We start from the raw sequence: 17,096 nt of genomic DNA, 5'->3' as shown, positions 1-17,096 counted from the left end.
TATAGTGGGAGGAGGGATTAGGACAGTTGAATTCATTAAGTACAATTACCATTCTATCTGGTCACTTTGGCAGCGGGAAAACAGAGATTGCCATTAATTTAGCATTGGCTGAGAGACAGAAACATGAAAAAACCGCCATTAATGATTTAGATATTATTAACCCTTATTATCGTTCAAGAGATGCAGCGAGCATCTTCCAACAGCATGATATTGAATTGCTCGCCCCGAAGAATCGGCTTGCAGCTGCCGATCTCCCAATTGTGTCCGGTGAAATATACCGCGTGCTCCATGACCCTAGGTATAGGTTAATCGTTGATGCTGGCGGTGATAAAGATGGGGCAGCTGCTTTGGGACAATATTATCATGAATGGAAGGATTTAAGTCCCGAATTACTGTTTGTCCTAAATGGAAATCGCCCGTATGTCAGTACTGTAGCAGGGGCTCAATATACGATTGAGCAGATTGAAAAAGCCTCACGCTTAAAGGTAACCGGGATTATTAATAACTCAAATATTGGCTCCGAAACAACGATGAATGATATTCAAAATGGCTATCAATTAAGCGGTTGTTTAGCGGAAGAGCTGGATATTCCTTTTCTATATACAACCATTTCAGCCCATTTAAAAAAGGAAGCCGAAGATTTTGCGAAAAATCATCAAGTAGTTTTTATCGAACGGTACATGAAATTACCTTGGGAGAGCTAAAGGAGTTGAATCGATATGGAGAAAAAAGTCGTTTTTAATGAGGACATTTGCAAATCCTGCAGTCTTTGTGTTCAAGTATGCCCGACAAATGTTATTTTTCTAGCAGACTATTTAAATGGTAAAGGCTACCGGCCGGCAGCCGTTGTCGATCAGGAAAACTGCATTAGCTGCGCAAAGTGTGCGCAAATATGTCCAGATGCGGTAATCGCTGTCTACCGGCCAGTTAAAATCTTGCATACTGTGTGATTGAAGGGAGTTTTATATTATGGGGAAAGTGTTAATGAAAGGTAATGAAGTGATTGCAGAAGCAGCAGTGCATGCTGGCTGTAAGTACTTTTTCGGTTATCCAATTACGCCGCAGAGTGAGTTGGTTGCCTATATGGCAAGAAGGCTCCCAGAGGTCGGCGGATTATTTTTACAGGCAGAGAGTGAAATTGCCGCTATCAATATGGTCTATGGTGCAGCGAGTACGGGTGTCAGGGTGATGACATCCTCCTCAAGCCCAGGCTTTAGCTTGAAACAAGAAGGAATCTCTTATTTAGTTGGCTCCGAACTTCCTGCGGTTATTTGCAATATCGTTCGCGGCGGTCCGGGATTAGGAAATATTCAACCTGCCCAATCGGATTATTTCCAAGTAACAAAAGGCGGGGGGCATGGGGATTACAATCTTCCTGTATTAGCGCCGGCCAGTCTGCAGGAAATTGTTGAATTAACACAGGAGGCTTTCGATATTGCCGACCGTTACCGGACACCGGTGATATTGATGGGCGATGGTATGCTAGGGCAAATGATGGAGCCTGTTGAGTTTGGCGAACGTTCTGAAACAGAGCAGTTTAAGAAGGATTGGGCAACAACTGGCACGCGCGGCGATGGCGAACCGAAAATCATCACATCACTTGAGCTTGATGCCGAGAGTCTTGAGAGGAGAAATTGTAATCTTCAACAGAAATTCGCGCGCATTAAGGAAAATGAGGTTCGCTATGAAACTTATTTCTTAGACGATGCCGACTATATTATGGTTGCCTTCGGAACAACCGCGCGGATAACGATGAATGCGATTAGCAAGGCAAGGCAAGAAGGAGTCAAGGTTGGCTTGATTAGGCCGATTTCTCTATGGCCATTCCCAGAAAAGCCGTTCATTGAAACTAGGGATCAGGTAAAAGCCTATATTTCTGTTGAAATGAGTGCCGGGCAAATGATTGAGGATGTTAGATTAGCGGTCAATGGCCATGCCCCGGTAGATTTCTATGGCCGAACCGGCGGTGTCGTCCCTACCCAAGAAGAAATATACGATAAGATTATGATGGTTGCTAGGGGTGTTCAAGTATGACTATGAAAACGGTTTTTAAAAAAACGAATGGACTGACGGATAAGCCAACACATTACTGCCCCGGCTGTACACATGGAGTAATTCACCGTCTTGTTGGTGAAGTGTTAGAAGAAATGGATATTTTAGAAGATACTGTCGGTGTTGCCTCTGTGGGCTGTTCGGTGTTATCGTATGAATATTTTAACTGTGACATGACGCAGGCTGCTCACGGCCGGGCACCTGCTGTGGCAACAGGGGTGAAGCGGGTACTGCCAAATCGAATGGTCTTTACGTATCAAGGTGATGGCGATCTTGCCTCGATAGGAATTAGTGAAGTGATTCATGCTGCCGCAAGAGGCGAGAATATTACGGTTATTTTCGTTAATAATGCAATTTATGGAATGACTGGCGGGCAAATGGCACCGACCACATTAATTGGTCAAAAAACGGCAACAACCCCATTTGGCCGAGATATTAGCATCCAAGGGTCACCAATTAAAGTGTGCGAAATGATGTCGACGCTGGATGGGGCTGCCTATATTGAACGGGTTTCCACCCATGATGTTCCACATATTCAGAAGACAAAGAAGGCGATCTGGAAAGCATTTGAAACGCAGAAAAAGGGCTTAGGTTTTTCAATGGTCGAGGTATTATCGACCTGCCCGACAAACTGGGGACTTGATCCGGCTGAATCGCTTGAGTGGGTGAAAGATCAGATGGTTCCCGTCTATCCTCTTGGTGTTTATAAGAACAAAGAGGGAGTGAAATGAACATGCTTGAAGAGATTATCATTGCCGGATTTGGCGGGCAGGGAGTTATGTCGATGGGACAGCTCATTGCCTATGCAGGAATGATTGAGGGAAAAGGTGTTTCGTGGCTGCCTTCATACGGGCCCGAACAACGGGGTGGAACAGCGAATTGTGCGGTTGTAGTAAGTGACGAACCAGTAGGATCACCGCTTGTAACCCGACCATCAACGGCCATCGTTTTAAATAACCCTTCGTTTGACAAGTTCGAGCCGCGTGTCCGACAGGAAGGATTGTTGATTATTAATTCTTCCCTCGTGGTTAGAGCTTCGGAGCGTAAGGATATTAAGGTGCTTGAAATAACGGCAACAGATATAGCCAATGATTTAGGAAATTCCCGGGTAGCCAATATGATTTTATTAGGTGCCTTTTTGGAATTGACAAAACTAGTTTCAACTGATTCCATTGTTGAATCGTTAAAGAAAGTTCTTTCAACTAATAAGCATCATTTAATTGAGGTGAACAAACAGGCATTGAAAAAGGGTGCCTCGCTTGTCGCTGTAGAAATATCCTAAATAAGAAAAGTCAGCCCGGTAAATCAGGCTGGCTTTTTTCGTGTCTTGAAAAGTTTTTTATTTTTGTAGCCAAAGAACCACCAGTTCCAGTCGCCAAGCAGCTTCATCAGGGCAGGAACGAGTATCATCCGTACGATTGTGGCATCAATAAAAATCGCTGTCGCAATTCCGACACCTAATTGTTTAATCGGCATCACGCCTGTGAAGGCAAAGTCACCGGTAACAACAATCATGATGGCAGCTGCGGAGGTAATTATTTTACTCGTATAGGTTAACCCAGATATTGTTGCTGCGCTGTTATCACCTGTTTTTAAGTAAAACTCTTGAATTCTGGAAATAAGAAAGACCTCATAATCCATTGAAAGTCCGAACACCAGTGAAAAAACAAACACCGGCAAGATTAAACCAATAGTAACAGGAGTCATTCCAAAATGCCCTTCCTGGAAAACCCAAACAACAATTCCAAACGTACATCCTAAGCTTAATATATTCATCAAAATTGCCTTCACCGGAATGAGCACCGAACGGAAGGCAGCCATAAGAATAATGAGTGTTGAAATAACGATCAGTAGTAATCCATTGGGAGCCTTCTTAACAATTTCCGTAAAGATTTCCTGCTCAAACTTAATTCGTCCGCCAAATGATGCCTTTAGTCCTAACTCTTTATTAGACCATGTGTTTACCCATTGTCTTGCCTTTGTGGAATGTTCTCCGGTTTTTAAATACACTTCCAAAAGCATTTTATTATCTCTGATAAAGTGGTCGGTCACTGGAGCTAATTTAGCTTTATCCCCATTGGTAAGCAGTTGTAAGAGTTGTACGCCATCCTTAGCTCCCGTTGCAGAAAAAGGAGAGTCAACCGAAGAAACAAGCTGATCTATTTCTAGTTCATTGACGACCTTAGTTACCTTTTTAAGATTGTTCTTCTCTAAGACATTTCCATTGGTTTCAAGGACAATCGTTACCTTTTTCTCATCGCGTTTATCTTTCGCGATAAAATGTTCTTTGTAGGTTTCTATTGCTAATCTAGATGGATATTTCGGTGGAAGTGAATCTGTGCCGGGTATCGATAACGTCATTTGCTTAACTGGCAAGAGTCCAATCAACAGAACAGCCAAAGCCGCTGCTGCCATCAGAACAGGGCGCCGCATCACAAACTTAGCAAACTTGTGCCAAATGCTTGTTTTCCCGAGTGCTACTAGGAGAACACTTAATTTATTGATGTTTTTCCCTAATATGGCTAGCAAGGCAGGGAGAAAGGTTAACGCACATAAAGCAGAAATAAGCACAACTGTCATGCCGCTAAGGGCAACATTTTGAAAAATATCAATTTGAATAAACCAAAGACCTGATAAGCCGATAAAAACACAAAGACCGGAAAAAATTATCGAGCGGCCGGCTGTAGCAATCGTTATTTCAATCGCTTCCTGAATCGATTTGCTTTGTAATTCTTCTTTATAGCGATTAATAAATAACAAGGCAAAATCAATGCTTAAGGCAAGTCCAATCATCGGAACAATATTTAAGATAAAGATGGATAAATCAGCGCCATAACTAAAAAAGTATACAGTTCCCATGGTGATGAGGATTGAAATGATCCCGATTACTAACGGCAGCGAGGCGGCGACAAGACTTCCAAATGCAAGGATAAGAACCACTAGGGCAATTGGCAGCCCAATCATTTCCGCCTTTGCTAAATCTTCTTGGCTTGCTGCATTTAGGTCTTGAACAATAATTGGCTCCCCTGTCATAGTAACCTTTAAGCCCTGCTTGTTTTTTAGCAAATCCTTTAATTCGGCAATTTCCTTCCCTAGGCTTTCTGCGTTTTTGTTAAAAGTAAGAATTCCATATGCATATTGATCTTTGATCATTCCATCTCGTTCGAAAGGGGAAATAATCTTTTCTGCCCCATCAAAATCTGTTAATTTTTCAAAGGTGCTATCAATAAATTGGTTGAAATTCTTGTCACTAACAGCTTTATCCTTTTCGAAAACAAGGATAATCGATGATTTGGCTTGTCCAAAGTCTTTTTCAAGTATTTTCCTTGTTTCATTATATTCTCCTTTATACTCAAAGCCATTACCGCTTAAAACTGAGGGTAATTGTAATGCGAAAAATCCAAACAAAATAATGACAAAAATCCAAACCATTAACACCCATTTACGATTTCGGTAAATGAATCCCGCTAATTTCTGCATATTCTCACCTCCTTCTTCATAGGAATCTATTTCCTGTTTCTAGTATACAGAAAAAATCCAAACATTCGGATGACTATTTCGTGACTATTTCTAATTTATCTAAGGGAACCCACGCATGTTCTGTCAATTTTCCCCCTAATGCGGGATGAAAATTCACCTTTGGTTAAACTAATGGAATCGACAAAAATGTTCAAAGTTGATTTTACAAATGTAAAGAAATTATGGACTGCACGGATTCTTTGTTACAATAAGGTAAATATTTTAGATGTAAGGTGATGTTTGTGGATCGAGAAAAGCTAACTAAGGTGATTGAAGCGGCTAAATTATATTATTTATTAGATTATAACCAAAACGATATTGCTAAGCTTCTGGGGGTTTCACGGCCAACTGTATCCCGATTATTACAGCAGGCGAAAAGTGAGGGCATTGTCCAAATTAGCATAATGGACCCTTCAGAGGACGTTGAAAATTTGGCGTTACAGTTAGAAAAAAAGTTCAATTTAAAAAAGGCCGTAGTAGCCTCCATCCCGCAATTTGAAAACCATATTATCAAAAATTACCTTGGAGAAAAGGCGGCCTTGTATCTTGATGAAATAGTTAAGGATAACGACATTATTGGTGTGACATGGGGAACGACGCTTTATCATATCGCTATCGAACTAAAGCAGAAATACGTAAAAAACGTCCATGTTGTTCAATTAAAAGGCGGTGTAAGCCATGCGGAAACGAACACGCACGCATCTGAAATCTTGTACCTTTTCGGGAAAGCCTATAATACAACACCGCACAATCTGCCTTTGCCAGCAATTGTTGATCATGTTGTCGTGAAACAAGCAATGGAGGCTGACCGCCATATTCGAAAGATATTAGAGCTGGGTGTCCAGGCTAATATCGCTTTGTTTACGATTGGTTCTATTAAAACGGACTCATTATTATTTCAATTAGGTTATTTTACGGACACTGATTTGGACTCCCTTAATGGAAAGGCGGTAGGAGATATTTGTTCGCGTTTCTTTGACCGACAAGGGGAAATATGTAACGAAAGCTTAAATGAACGAACGCTTGGCGTTAATTTAAAAAACCTCCGGCAGAAGGAGTACTCAATCTTGGTTGCTGGCGGACCGAATAAAATTGAAGGAATTTACGGCGCATTAAAGGGTGAGTACGCAAATGTGCTGATTACAGACCAATTTACAGCACAATTTTTACTTGATAAAAAGGACTAAAATAGCATATCGCTGCTATTTTAGTCTTTTTAAATATTAAATATTTTACATTTGTTCATAAAGGTATTTACAAATGTTCAATCTTTTTGTTATAGTTACTTTGTTGATAAATATCTTAGATACTTTTATATAAATACTTTATTAATTGGGGAGGATATTCACATGACACAAAATGTTGTTAACATGATTGATCATACATTATTAAAAGCTGATGCAACTCGAGGAGAGATTGTCAAATTAGTCGAGGAAGCAAAAGAGTATTCCTTTGCCTCTGTTTGTGTAAACCCTACCTGGGTAAGGACTGCAGCGGAAATGCTGGCTGACACTCCTGAGGTGAAGGTGTGTACCGTAATTGGTTTTCCTCTAGGGGCTGCAACTTCTGAAACAAAAGCATTTGAAACCAAAAATGCAATTGAAAATGGCGCAAACGAAATCGATATGGTAATTAACATTGCTGCACTTAAGGATAAAGAGAATGATTTGGTTGAAAGAGATATCCGTGCCGTAGTGGAAGCGGCAAAAGGAAAAGCTCTAGTAAAGGTAATCATCGAAACATGCCTATTAACGAATGAAGAGAAAGTAAGAGCATGTGAGCTTTCGGTAAAAGCAGGAGCAGACTATGTGAAGACTTCTACAGGCTTTTCAACAGGCGGTGCAACAGTTGAAGATATTCGCCTAATGCGCCAAACAGTCGGCCCAGAAATTGGTGTGAAGGCATCGGGTGGTGTCCGAAGCGGCGAGGACGCACTTGCAATGGTGGAAGCAGGAGCAACGCGTATTGGTGCAAGTTCAGGTGTTTCAATAGCTAAAGGTGAGCTTTCTAATAGTAATTATTAATTTTTATAAATGTGAGGTTAACTTGATGAAAGAAGTAACAATGGCATTAATTGCTGGATTAGTTGTAGGGATGTTGTTTAAATTTTTAAAATTGCCATTGCCAGCACCTCCAGTATTTTCAGCAGTAGTTGGTGTATTCGGCGTTTATTTTGGCGGCGTTCTCCTTGATTGGATTTTGAAGTTAGTTCAGCATTAAATTCCCTTGAAGAAAAGAGAAGCTAATCAACATTTGATTAAGCTTCTCTTTTTTTGCGCTTTTTCTTCTAAAGAATCGAAGCTTGTATAAAAGCGCATAATATGCGTAGATAATACAAAAGGGATGATACCATGATTTATATTTATAATGATTATGGCGGGACACACACTACCTCATTGGCAGCGGCATATCATTTGAAACAATTACCGCAATCAGAGCGGAAACTTAGTTCTGAAGAAATATTGAATGTAAAATATTTCAATCAATTAACGAAAGAAGATTTTGGAAAGCTAATTTTACATGGAGTTGACGAGGATGGCCACTCAGTGTATACGATTGGACGGAAAAGGAATAAATATGTAATTCCAGCATTAAAAGAGATGAGTTTATTATTACAGGAAAAATTTAAATTTGATGAAAAGATTGTCTTTTCTAATACATCGCCGACTGTTCCCTTTACAATGTCAATGGGGGGATTTTTTTCAAGAGGTTTGAAAATTGATTTTATCGGGGTACCGTTATTAGTCAAAGGAGCTAAACAATGCTGTGATAATATTTATCGCTTAGTTCATAATACGAAAGAAGTGGGGAGAACCACCTTCTCAGAAAATGTCATCATATTGGAAAATAAAATGTATAAGTAGGAAGATAAGGTGTTGTGAATATGAACAAAACAATTGGATTTATCGGAGCAGGAAAAATGGCACAAGCTATGATAGAAGGTATCGTAAAATCACACGTTATCCCTAAAGAGAAAATCATCGCAAGTGCGATGACAGAAAAAACGCTCGAAAAAATAAAACGCAAATATAATATTGTTACCTCACTGCATAACCAGGAGGTTGCCAGGGTTGCCGACATCCTTATTCTGGCAGTGAAACCAGACCTTCATGAATTAGTCATTGAAGAAATTCAAAGTGAAATAAAACAAAAGGCAATCATTGTCACGATAGCGGCAGGGATATCCTTGATGGATATTGAGCGGGCATTTGGCACAAAGGTAAGAGCAGTTCGGACAATGCCCAACACGCCTGCCTTAGTTGGAGAAGGAATGACTGCCCTTTGCGCTAATGACTATCTTAGCGAAGAAGAGCTTTTGGAAGTGGAGCACTTGTTTACCTCCTTTGGCCAAACAGAACGTGTCGAAGAAAAACTGATGGATGCGGTGCCATCCATCAGCGGGTCTTCACCAGCCTATGTTTACCTATTAATTGAAGCGATGGCAGATGGGGGAGTGCGGCAGGGAATACCAAGGGAAAAGGCTTACCGGCTTGCAGCTCAGGCCGTATTAGGAGCTGCGAAAATGGTACTCGAGACGGGAATACATCCTGGCGAACTTAAAGATCAAGTTTGTACTCCAGGCGGGGCAACAATTGAAGCGGTGGCAGCCCTCGAAAGAAATCAATTTCGCGGAGCCATCATGACCGCAATGGAGAGCTGTACAAAAAAAGTAAAAAGCTTACTATAATATACAAAAATGAAAAGAGGAAGTAACAATTTTGTTACTTCCTCTTTCATATTAAAAAATTAAATTCAGAATAAAATAACAGAGTGCTGCCAACAGTGCAGAAATAGGAAGGGTAATAACCCACGTGATCAGCATCCGCTGTGCAGTATCCCATTTAACACCTTTAATGCGGTGTGCCGAGCCCACCCCAAGTATACCAGAAGAAATAACATGGGTCGTACTAACAGGCAGATGGATCAAGCTGGCGCCAAAAATAATTCCTGCCCCCGTTATATCAGCTGCCACTCCGTTAATTGGGCGTATTTTCATAATCTTTCCGCCAACCGTTTTAATAATCTTCCAGCCGCCAATTGAGGTTCCGAGTCCCATCGCCAGAGCACAGGAGAATTGAACCCAAAAAGGTACACCAGCATCTTTGGGAAGATACTCATTAGCGATTAGGGCCAGGGTAATAATACCCATTGATTTCTGGGCATCGTTTGTTCCGTGCGAATAGGATTGTAAGGCTGCCGTTGCTATTTGAATAAAGCGAAAATTACGATTCGTTTTCGTTAAATTGAAATTTTTAAAAACAACTTTAAAAATACTGTAAATAATATAACCAACGACAAATGCTAAAATAGGTGAAAGAATAAGAGCTTCAAGAATTTTGATAAACCCTTGGTAGTTAAGTACATTTAATCCTTTTGCTGCAATAGCCGCTCCAGCTATCGAACCGATTAGAGCATGAGAGGAACTACTTGGAATTCCGAAATACCAGGTGATTAAGTTCCAAGCAACAGCCGCAAGTAATGCGGCAAGAATAACAATCGAACCTGTATTGGCAGCGTCGCTAGAAAGACTGAATGGGTCGACGATATCCTTTGAGATGGTTTTTGCAACACCAGTAAATGTCATTGCCCCAACAAAATTCATGATTGAAGCTAATAAAATAGCGTGGCGTGGTTTTAATGCTTTGGTTGAAACTGAAGTAGCGATTGCATTAGCTGTATCATGGAAACCATTAATAAAGTCAAATGCAAGGGCACAAATTACAACTAATATTGTAAGTATTAATATAAGGCTCATTTTTTTGCTCCTTAGGCATTTTTCATGATAATCGTTTCAAGGGTATTTGCGACTGTTTGGCAGTAGTCAGCAATATCTTCAAGAGTTTCGTAAATTTCCTTATATTGAATAATACGGATTGGATCTTTTTCAATTAAAAATAAATGTTTAATCGATTGTCGTAAGACATTATCGCATTTTGATTCGTAATCTTTAATTTTAATCGCATGTTCACGGATTTTCAGTAACTTTTTGTTTGATAGTAATTCAACGGCCTTGTCAATTTCATGAACACTGCCATTGATTGCCTCGACAAACTTCAACATAAATTCGTCTGCTTGGGTAATCGAGTACATTTCGAAAAGGGCTGCACAAGCTTCTAAACCATCAAGAACATCGTCCATGCTCATCGCTAAATGTAAGATGTCTTCACGCTCAATCGGAGTAATGAAGGTATCGTTTAATTCCTTTATTACTTCATGAACATAGCTGTCACCCTTTGTCTCAAGCTCTTTCATTTTCTCAGAAAAAATTTTTAAATCACTGATATTTTTTAATTTGTATTCTGTAAAGAAATTCACACTTTCTTTTAAGTTAGTGGAAATATTACTAAGCAATACCGAGAATTTGTCATTCTTTTTGAATGCCATTTGTGGAACCTCCATTTGTATATAAAATATGTATGACTTAAAATATTTTATCTGAAGAATGTCGAAAAAAGATATATCTTAATAAAAAATTTACATAAACTTAACATTAGAGTTCTCAGAATACTTTGTAATGCTTGCAGTACTTTTGTTTACTTTTCGCCCTGAATCATTAATTTATGTATTCAGCTTGATCTTAATAAGGTGAGATGATTCAAAAAAAACGATTAGAAATTTATGAGTATAAAAGAGAAAATAGGGTATTTTAAAGGTACAGGCAGCACGAAGGTCCACTACTGCCTAAGGTTTTTGATATATGCTAATGAATAAGTGAATGATGAATACTAAAAAGGAGTGTTCTAATATGAGCTTCATTTGGGCATTAATTGTCGGTGGAATTATTGGATGGTTAGCAGGGCTTATCGTCGGACGAAATATTCCGGGTGGCATTATAGGTAATATCATTGCAGGTTTTGTTGGTGCGTGGCTCGGGACAGCCGTTTTAGGAAACTGGGGGCCGCACTTGGCTGACTTTGCGATAATTCCGGCAATCATCGGTGCCGCAGTACTGGTTCTCCTGTTAAGCTTCATAATGCGTGCCTTTAGAAAAGCGGATTAAATATTAAATAGGAACTGGAATCAGAAAAAGCCTCCCCATTGAAGGAGGCTTTTTCTATATTGTATATACATCAATCGTGTTAAAAATCTCTGGTAAATCTGTAAATGGTGCAAAGCATTCAATTTTCTCATTGGTAAATGGATGTATAAACTCAAGTTTTACGGCATGAAGCGCCTGTCTTTTCACAAGTGGCTGCCCGCCATATAAAGTATCGCCAACTAATGGATGTCCAAGATGGCTCAAATGCACTCTGATTTGGTGTGTTCTCCCCGTCTCAAGCCAGCATTTTACATAGGAGCGTTGTTTGTTTTGATCTTCTTTAATCAGTTGAAAGTGGGTAACCGCCTGAGATCCTGACGCTGAAACCCTTCTTCTCGTTCCATGATGACGATCACGGCCAATTGGGGTATTGATAGTTCCTTTTCGTCGCTTTAATAGACCTTGTACCGCCGCAATATAGGTTCTTTTTATTTCCCGTTTTTCGAGCATTTTGTCTAAAATGGCACCAGCTAACGGATGTTTGGCGAACAGAATTGCCCCTGATGTATCCCGGTCTAATCGATGGATTTGGCGAATATTTCTTAATTCTCCGCTGGCTTGCAAATAAAAGGCAGCAGCATTAACAAGGGTATCAGTCTCTGTCTTAGGGTCATTTGGATGTGTGCTCATAAATGGCGGTTTATTTAATACTAACACATGGTCATCCTCAAACAGGATGTCAATATCAAAGAATTTCGGAATGATTTGCAGTGTCTCTTCCTCAAATAGTTGGATTTGCAGCTTTGAGCCGGCAGCCAGCGGCAAATTCCAATTAGCACGAACCCCATCTACTAGAACCTTATCCTCCATTCGAAACGTATGAGTTAATTTCTTGGGGGCCGCCCAAATATGACGAAATAGCTCGTCTACTGTTTTGCCTTCCCATTCTTTTGGGACGATAATTTCAAACCATTCGCCCTTTCGTATCGTTGTAAACATTCATCACACATCCCCTAGTTTCTATTAATTACCACCGTTTATCCACATTTAGTTATGTTATTCTTATCTTTATAATACGACAGAAAATAGGGACGGCAAAGGTGGGTTACAAGTGAAAATAGTTTTTGCCTCGACACCAAGTCAAGAAGAAGAAATTAATGGATTGGTGAGGTATATTTATTCCAATATTTTTCCGAACTTTTTTAGTGATGAGGAAATTCGTCAGTTTGAAGATTTAAAGATTTTGCATCCCTCCAAAGATTTTAACACATTGAAAGATGCTTTTCAGGTGATGACGAGTATGCAAACGTTAATATCCATTCTTGAATCTTCTCGCCTGGCTGAACAATATGAAGCTGTATTTAACAAAAATATGGCAACATTAAAGGAATTCGGCTTGTTTTTTCCATTTGAATTTGAACAATTTTTAGAAGCAAAGTGTATGAAAAATCCGATGCTCAGCATTTACACAAAGGCTGACAATGAGTTGATTATATAGAAGTAACTACTGCCTGTGCTTTTTACAGGCTTTTTTTTATTTCTTATCTTAAACAGAGTGATTTTGAGGTATGATAGAATGTGAGTTGTTTCACTTGCCTGCAAAAATTGTCGGTTTAATTCTGATGGTTTTTGAAGGAGTAACGAACTAAAACTTAGAAACAATATACAGGATACAGAAATAGGAGGGGAACCTTTTTGGATTGGAAAGTTGTTGCAAATAGTTGGCAAGAATTTGCTGGATTGGATCCAGAATTAAAAAATCAATTAGAAGAAATGAAATCGAATGAAAAGCAGTTAGAAGAGGCTTTTTATAAGAATCTGGAATTTGGTACAGGCGGTATGCGTGGTGAAATAGGAGTGGGTACAAACCGAATGAATATTTATACTGTCCGCAAGGCTTCCGCCGGCTTGGCAGCTTACATAGAAGAAAGCGGAATCGAAGCAAAACGACGCGGTGTTGTCATTGCCTATGATTCACGGCATAAGTCATCGGAATTTGCATTGGAGGCTGCTAAGACACTAGCAACCAAAGGGATTCAAACCTATGTGTTTGACGAACTAAGGCCGACACCGGAATTATCGTTTGCCTTAAGATACTTACACGCTTTTTCAGGCATCGTCATTACAGCCAGTCATAATCCGCCGGAATATAATGGCTATAAGGTTTATGGTTCAGATGGCGGGCAGCTGACGCCTAATGCAGCAGATATTGTGATTACTAAGGTAAATGAAATCGAGAATGAATTAGTCATCGAGGTAGACAGTGAAGAAAAGTTAAGAGGCTTAGGTTTAATTAAAACCATTGGTTCAGACATTGACCAAGTCTATATTGAAAAATTAAAGACCATCTCTTTGAATCCGAATCTTTCTGTGGAAACGGATATTCATGTTGTCTTTACACCATTACATGGAACGGCAAATAAACTAGTCCGTGCTGGTCTTACCGAATTAGGCTACAACAATGTAACGGTCGTCAAAGAACAAGAACTTCCAGACCCGGAATTTTCAACCGTAAAAAGTCCTAATCCGGAAGAACACGCGGCCTTTGAATTGGCCATTCGCGACGGCAAAAAAGTCGGAGCCGACCTATTAATTGCGACGGATCCTGATGCTGACCGCCTGGGTATTGCGGTTCTTAACCATGAGGGAGAATATGTGGTCCTAACAGGCAATCAAACAGGTGCGTTATTACTGGATTATATCCTTTCGCAGAAACAGCAAAAAGGCACATTGCCAGCAAATGGGGTTGTGTTAAAGACAATCGTGACCTCTGAGATAGGAAGAAAAATTGCTTCGGCCTACCAATTGGAGACAGTTGATGTATTAACAGGCTTTAAATTTATTGCAGAAAAAATTAAGGAATATGAAGCTAATGGTGACCATACTTTCCTGTTTGGTTATGAAGAGTCATACGGTTACTTAATCGGCGACTTTGCCCGCGATAAGGATGCGATACAGGCTTCACTTTTAGCAACAGAAGTTTGTGCTTATTATAAAAAACAAGGCATGTCTCTTTATGAAGGGCTGATGCAAGTTTTTAATAAATATGGTTATTATCAGGAAGGCCTTCGTTCTTTAACATTAAAAGGGAAAGAAGGGGCAGAAATGATTCAACTTCTGTTAGCTTCCTTCCGAGAGGAGCCTCTCACTAGCCTAGGATCTTTTAAAACAGATGTAACAGAAGATTATTTAACAGGCATTCGGGTTACGAAGGGTAAAGAGGAAAAAATTGATTTACCGAAATCAAATGTCTTAAAATATATCTTTGAAGACGGTTCATGGGTGTGTCTAAGACCATCTGGAACGGAACCAAAAGTGAAATTTTACTTTGGGGTTAACAGTAACAGCTTGGAAGAAAGTAAAACGAAACTAAACTCAATAGAAAAAGCGTTTATGGAGTTTGTGGAACAAAAGATAGAAATGGTTCAAGAAAATAAATAATAGCGTTTTATACGCCTAATGGTGTAGTGAATAATGGTTCATTAAAACGGCTTCCAACAAGGGAAGCCGTTTTTTGGTGGAATTCTTTGGCCCGGTTGTAAAAAATTTTCTCGACAAATTCTGTATCCACTTGTTTTTTCAGGAAAGACTATACATCGGTACTCCAAATTCATTAGGTTCAACGGTTTCGTTAGCATGGTCGATGTAACGAAGAAGATTATAAAGTTTCGTTTCAATCACAGTGTAATCACGTTCAAAATTGTAGGCATGCAGGAATTGTTCAATTCTTTTCGATAAAAATTGGTCTTTTGTCCGTACCATTAATATCAGTAAATTATCCCATTCGGATCGGTGCGTATAGTATAACGCCCGGTCGTACTCCATTTTATTCATTTGTTTTATCTCCTCCTTATTAGGAGTTGAGATTATTGTATGACATTCTGCAGATAACTTTCACAGAAAATGTTGGACACTCAATGTTAGCGCTGTTTTCAACATTTACCTGTATAATTTAAGTGAAAAACGGAGGTATTATGGCGAAATTTTTATGTGTTTTTCTTTTGTCTTAAGTTTTAATCACCGTTTAAAATACACATTTTATTGTTTTTTGCTTCTTTTTCATCATTCCCGTTTTTACTTCATACATTGTGATAAGAAGAAAAGGGGGAATGGCAAATGAATGTGGAAGGAAGAAAATCACTTGAATACGCAATTAGTGAAATCACTGAAATAGCAACCGGCTTTGGTTTAGACTTTTATCCAATGCGTTATGAAATCTGTCCTGCTGAAATTATTTATACGTTCGGAGCGTATGGGATGCCGACCCGTTTTTCACATTGGAGCTTTGGGAAGCAATTCCACAAGATGAAACTCCACTATGATTTAGGGCTTAGCAAAATTTATGAGCTTGTTATTAACTCGAATCCGTGTTATGCCTTCTTATTAGATTCGAATTCGTTGATTCAAAACAAACTGATTGTGGCCCACGTATTAGCTCATTGTGATTTCTTCAAAAATAACGTCCGCTTTCAAAATACGAAGCGGGATATGGTCGAAAGCATGGCGGCTACGGCTGAGCGAATCCATCAATATGAAATTCAATATGGCAAAAAGGAAGTAGAAACCTTCCTTGATGCCGTATTAGCGATTGATGAGCATATCGATCCTTCGCTAATGAGGCCTAAATTATCCTGGTCGATTGGCGATGATGAGGAAGAAGAAGATCAAGACTACCAAGCTGCAACACCATATGATGATCTTTGGAAGCTGGATGAAAAAGAAAAACAGGATACTAATCAACCGCGGAAGAAGAAATTCCCGCCACGGCCTGAAAAGGACTTATTGTTATTTATTGAAACCTACAGCAGGGAGCTTGATGATTGGCAGAGAGACATTTTGACGATGATGCGGGAGGAAATGCTCTACTTTTGGCCCCAGCTTGAAACGAAAATCATGAACGAAGGCTGGGCTTCGTATTGGCATCAACGGATATTAAGGGAATTGGATTTAACGAGCGGAGAGGCAATTGAATTCGCCAAATTGAACGCTGGAGTTGTCCAGCCGTCAAAAACAGGAATCAACCCTTATTATCTTGGTATCAAAATCTTTGAGGATATTGAAGAACGGTATGATAATCCAACCGAAGGAATGAAGCGTCGAGGTGTTAAGCCCGGCTCAGGCAGGGAAAAAATGTTCGAGGTTCGTGAGGTTGAATCGGATATTTCATTTCTAAGGAATTATTTAAATAAGGACCTCGTGATGCGTGAAGATATGTACCTCTTCCAAAAACAAGGCCGGGAATATAAAATCGTCGACAAAAAATGGGAGCAAATCCGCGATCAGCTTGTAAATATGCGGGTAAACGGCGGATTTCCTTACATCACCGTCAATGATGGCGACTACATGAAAAACGGCGAGCTTTACCTAAAGCACTGGTTTGAAGGCGTGGAACTGGATGTGAAATATCTTGAAAAAGTGCTGCCATATATCCATCAGCTTTGGGGCAGACCAGTCCATATCGAAACGATGATAGAAGAAAGAAAAATGCTGTTTACCTACGACAGCAAAAGCGTCAATCGGAAATATTTATAAGAAAAGCGCAAGC

At 39.7% G+C, this 17,096-nt stretch carries 19 protein-coding genes; 14 read left to right on the top strand and 5 right to left on the bottom strand.

The window, feature by feature from the left end; genetic code table 11:
* Window positions 1–26 precede the first annotated feature (26 nt).
* Genes BANVL01_RS03120 through BANVL01_RS03100 form a run of 5 tightly spaced genes read left to right on the top strand, consistent with a single transcriptional unit; the run spans window position 27 to window position 3,334 of the window.
* Window positions 27–704 (top strand): hypothetical protein, encoded by a 678-nt coding sequence (locus BANVL01_RS03120; protein ID WP_066083952.1) that lies wholly within the window; start codon window positions 27–29, stop codon window positions 702–704.
* Between the two features lie 15 nt (window positions 705–719).
* Window positions 720–950, top strand: coding sequence for a 4Fe-4S dicluster domain-containing protein (locus BANVL01_RS03115; RefSeq protein ID WP_066083956.1), 231 nt, complete (start codon window positions 720–722; stop codon window positions 948–950).
* A 19-nt stretch (window positions 951–969) separates the two neighbouring features.
* Window positions 970–2,034 (top strand): 3-methyl-2-oxobutanoate dehydrogenase subunit VorB, encoded by a 1,065-nt coding sequence (locus tag BANVL01_RS03110; RefSeq protein WP_066083958.1) that lies wholly within the window; start codon window positions 970–972, stop codon window positions 2,032–2,034.
* Complete coding sequence (locus BANVL01_RS03105) at window positions 2,031–2,783, top strand: thiamine pyrophosphate-dependent enzyme (RefSeq protein WP_066083962.1); 753 nt, start codon at window positions 2,031–2,033, stop codon at window positions 2,781–2,783. The genes BANVL01_RS03110 and BANVL01_RS03105 overlap by 4 nt, the downstream gene beginning before the upstream one ends.
* Entirely contained in the window at window positions 2,780–3,334 is a 555-nt protein-coding gene (locus BANVL01_RS03100; protein WP_235845472.1) for a 2-oxoacid:ferredoxin oxidoreductase subunit gamma family protein, read from the top strand. Before BANVL01_RS03105 ends, BANVL01_RS03100 begins: the two co-directional genes overlap by 4 nt.
* 23 nt (window positions 3,335–3,357) lie before the next feature.
* Here the strand turns inward: BANVL01_RS03100 and BANVL01_RS03095 are convergent, their stop codons facing one another.
* A complete protein-coding gene (locus BANVL01_RS03095) occupies window positions 3,358–5,532 on the bottom strand; it encodes an MMPL family transporter (protein ID WP_066083965.1) in 2,175 nt (724 codons plus the stop codon).
* 275 nt (window positions 5,533–5,807) lie between these two features.
* Between BANVL01_RS03095 and deoR the strand changes: the two genes are divergently transcribed.
* The 5 genes from deoR (at window position 5,808) to proC (ending at window position 9,259) form a co-directional block, all read left to right on the top strand.
* Entirely contained in the window at window positions 5,808–6,758 is a 951-nt protein-coding gene (deoR, locus tag BANVL01_RS03090) for a DNA-binding transcriptional repressor DeoR (RefSeq protein ID WP_066083969.1), read from the top strand.
* Window positions 6,759–6,920: 162 nt separating this feature from the next.
* On the top strand, window positions 6,921–7,595 hold the full coding sequence (gene deoC, locus BANVL01_RS03085; protein ID WP_066083974.1) for a deoxyribose-phosphate aldolase: 675 nt from the start codon (window positions 6,921–6,923) through the stop codon (window positions 7,593–7,595).
* Between the two features lie 25 nt (window positions 7,596–7,620).
* Window positions 7,621–7,791: a XapX domain-containing protein gene (locus tag BANVL01_RS03080; protein ID WP_066083977.1), complete on the top strand. Its 171-nt coding sequence runs from the start codon at window positions 7,621–7,623 to the stop codon at window positions 7,789–7,791.
* A 131-nt stretch (window positions 7,792–7,922) separates the two neighbouring features.
* On the top strand, window positions 7,923–8,435 hold the full coding sequence (locus BANVL01_RS03075; protein ID WP_066083979.1) for a DUF3189 family protein: 513 nt from the start codon (window positions 7,923–7,925) through the stop codon (window positions 8,433–8,435).
* Window positions 8,436–8,455: 20 nt separating this feature from the next.
* Window positions 8,456–9,259 carry a pyrroline-5-carboxylate reductase gene (gene proC / locus BANVL01_RS03070; protein WP_066083982.1) on the top strand — a complete coding sequence of 268 codons (804 nt, stop codon included), beginning with the start codon at window positions 8,456–8,458 and terminating at the stop codon, window positions 9,257–9,259.
* 51 nt (window positions 9,260–9,310) lie between these two features.
* Here proC and BANVL01_RS03065 read toward each other — a convergent pair whose 3' ends face one another.
* Together BANVL01_RS03065 and BANVL01_RS03060 are read right to left on the bottom strand one after the other, a co-directional pair.
* Complete coding sequence (locus tag BANVL01_RS03065) at window positions 9,311–10,327, bottom strand: inorganic phosphate transporter (RefSeq protein WP_066083984.1); 1,017 nt, start codon at window positions 10,325–10,327, stop codon at window positions 9,311–9,313.
* 11 nt (window positions 10,328–10,338) lie between these two features.
* Window positions 10,339–10,956, bottom strand: a complete 618-nt coding sequence (locus BANVL01_RS03060; RefSeq protein WP_066083987.1) for a DUF47 domain-containing protein — start codon at window positions 10,954–10,956, stop codon at window positions 10,339–10,341.
* 361 nt (window positions 10,957–11,317) lie between these two features.
* On the opposite strand from BANVL01_RS03060, the gene BANVL01_RS03055 reads away from it, so the two are divergent.
* Window positions 11,318–11,572: a GlsB/YeaQ/YmgE family stress response membrane protein gene (locus BANVL01_RS03055; RefSeq protein WP_066083990.1), complete on the top strand. Its 255-nt coding sequence runs from the start codon at window positions 11,318–11,320 to the stop codon at window positions 11,570–11,572.
* Between the two features lie 54 nt (window positions 11,573–11,626).
* Here BANVL01_RS03055 and BANVL01_RS03050 read toward each other — a convergent pair whose 3' ends face one another.
* Window positions 11,627–12,550 carry an RluA family pseudouridine synthase gene (locus BANVL01_RS03050; RefSeq protein WP_066083991.1) on the bottom strand — a complete coding sequence of 308 codons (924 nt, stop codon included), beginning with the start codon at window positions 12,548–12,550 and terminating at the stop codon, window positions 11,627–11,629.
* A gap of 112 nt (window positions 12,551–12,662) precedes the next feature.
* Between BANVL01_RS03050 and BANVL01_RS03045 the strand changes: the two genes are divergently transcribed.
* Together BANVL01_RS03045 and BANVL01_RS03040 are read left to right on the top strand one after the other, a co-directional pair.
* The gene (locus BANVL01_RS03045) at window positions 12,663–13,049 is read left to right on the top strand and encodes a YhcU family protein (protein WP_066083995.1); all 387 of its coding nucleotides are present in this window, start codon (window positions 12,663–12,665) and stop codon (window positions 13,047–13,049) included.
* 197 nt (window positions 13,050–13,246) lie between these two features.
* Window positions 13,247–14,992 carry a phospho-sugar mutase gene (locus tag BANVL01_RS03040; RefSeq protein ID WP_066083998.1) on the top strand — a complete coding sequence of 582 codons (1,746 nt, stop codon included), beginning with the start codon at window positions 13,247–13,249 and terminating at the stop codon, window positions 14,990–14,992.
* 138 nt (window positions 14,993–15,130) lie between these two features.
* Here the strand turns inward: BANVL01_RS03040 and BANVL01_RS03035 are convergent, their stop codons facing one another.
* Entirely contained in the window at window positions 15,131–15,385 is a 255-nt protein-coding gene (locus BANVL01_RS03035; protein ID WP_066084001.1) for a YhdB family protein, read from the bottom strand.
* A gap of 282 nt (window positions 15,386–15,667) precedes the next feature.
* Between BANVL01_RS03035 and BANVL01_RS03030 the strand changes: the two genes are divergently transcribed.
* Window positions 15,668–17,083 (top strand): SpoVR family protein, encoded by a 1,416-nt coding sequence (locus BANVL01_RS03030; RefSeq protein WP_066084004.1) that lies wholly within the window; start codon window positions 15,668–15,670, stop codon window positions 17,081–17,083.
* Window positions 17,084–17,096 lie beyond the last annotated feature (13 nt).

Origin of the sequence: Neobacillus novalis NBRC 102450 (assembly GCF_001591805.1) — a bacterium.
GTDB classification, from domain to species: domain Bacteria; phylum Bacillota; class Bacilli; order Bacillales; family Cytobacillaceae; genus Neobacillus; species Neobacillus novalis.
The sequence above is the reverse complement of the archived record's forward strand: the minus strand, read 5'-3'. Positions and strand labels throughout refer to the sequence as shown.

Bases quoted from the DNA above. Each gene is read 5' to 3' on its own strand.
- BANVL01_RS03115 (WP_066083956.1), top strand. From the start codon at position 720: ATGGAGAAAAAAGTCGTTTTTAATGAGGACATTTGCAAATCCTGCAGT.
- BANVL01_RS03110 (WP_066083958.1), top strand. From the start codon at position 970: ATGGGGAAAGTGTTAATGAAAGGTAATGAAGTGATTGCAGAAGCAGCA.
- BANVL01_RS03105 (WP_066083962.1), top strand. From the start codon at position 2,031: ATGACTATGAAAACGGTTTTTAAAAAAACGAATGGACTGACGGATAAG.
- BANVL01_RS03100 (WP_235845472.1), top strand. From the start codon at position 2,780: ATGAACATGCTTGAAGAGATTATCATTGCCGGATTTGGCGGGCAGGGA.
- BANVL01_RS03095 (WP_066083965.1), bottom strand. From the start codon at position 5,532: ATGCAGAAATTAGCGGGATTCATTTACCGAAATCGTAAATGGGTGTTA.
- deoR (WP_066083969.1), top strand. From the start codon at position 5,808: ATGTTTGTGGATCGAGAAAAGCTAACTAAGGTGATTGAAGCGGCTAAA.
- deoC (WP_066083974.1), top strand. From the start codon at position 6,921: ATGACACAAAATGTTGTTAACATGATTGATCATACATTATTAAAAGCT.
- BANVL01_RS03080 (WP_066083977.1), top strand. From the start codon at position 7,621: ATGAAAGAAGTAACAATGGCATTAATTGCTGGATTAGTTGTAGGGATG.
- BANVL01_RS03075 (WP_066083979.1), top strand. From the start codon at position 7,923: ATGATTTATATTTATAATGATTATGGCGGGACACACACTACCTCATTG.
- proC (WP_066083982.1), top strand. From the start codon at position 8,456: ATGAACAAAACAATTGGATTTATCGGAGCAGGAAAAATGGCACAAGCT.
- BANVL01_RS03065 (WP_066083984.1), bottom strand. From the start codon at position 10,327: ATGAGCCTTATATTAATACTTACAATATTAGTTGTAATTTGTGCCCTT.
- BANVL01_RS03060 (WP_066083987.1), bottom strand. From the start codon at position 10,956: ATGGCATTCAAAAAGAATGACAAATTCTCGGTATTGCTTAGTAATATT.
- BANVL01_RS03055 (WP_066083990.1), top strand. From the start codon at position 11,318: ATGAGCTTCATTTGGGCATTAATTGTCGGTGGAATTATTGGATGGTTA.
- BANVL01_RS03050 (WP_066083991.1), bottom strand. From the start codon at position 12,550: ATGTTTACAACGATACGAAAGGGCGAATGGTTTGAAATTATCGTCCCA.
- BANVL01_RS03035 (WP_066084001.1), bottom strand. From the start codon at position 15,385: ATGAATAAAATGGAGTACGACCGGGCGTTATACTATACGCACCGATCC.
- BANVL01_RS03030 (WP_066084004.1), top strand. From the start codon at position 15,668: ATGAATGTGGAAGGAAGAAAATCACTTGAATACGCAATTAGTGAAATC.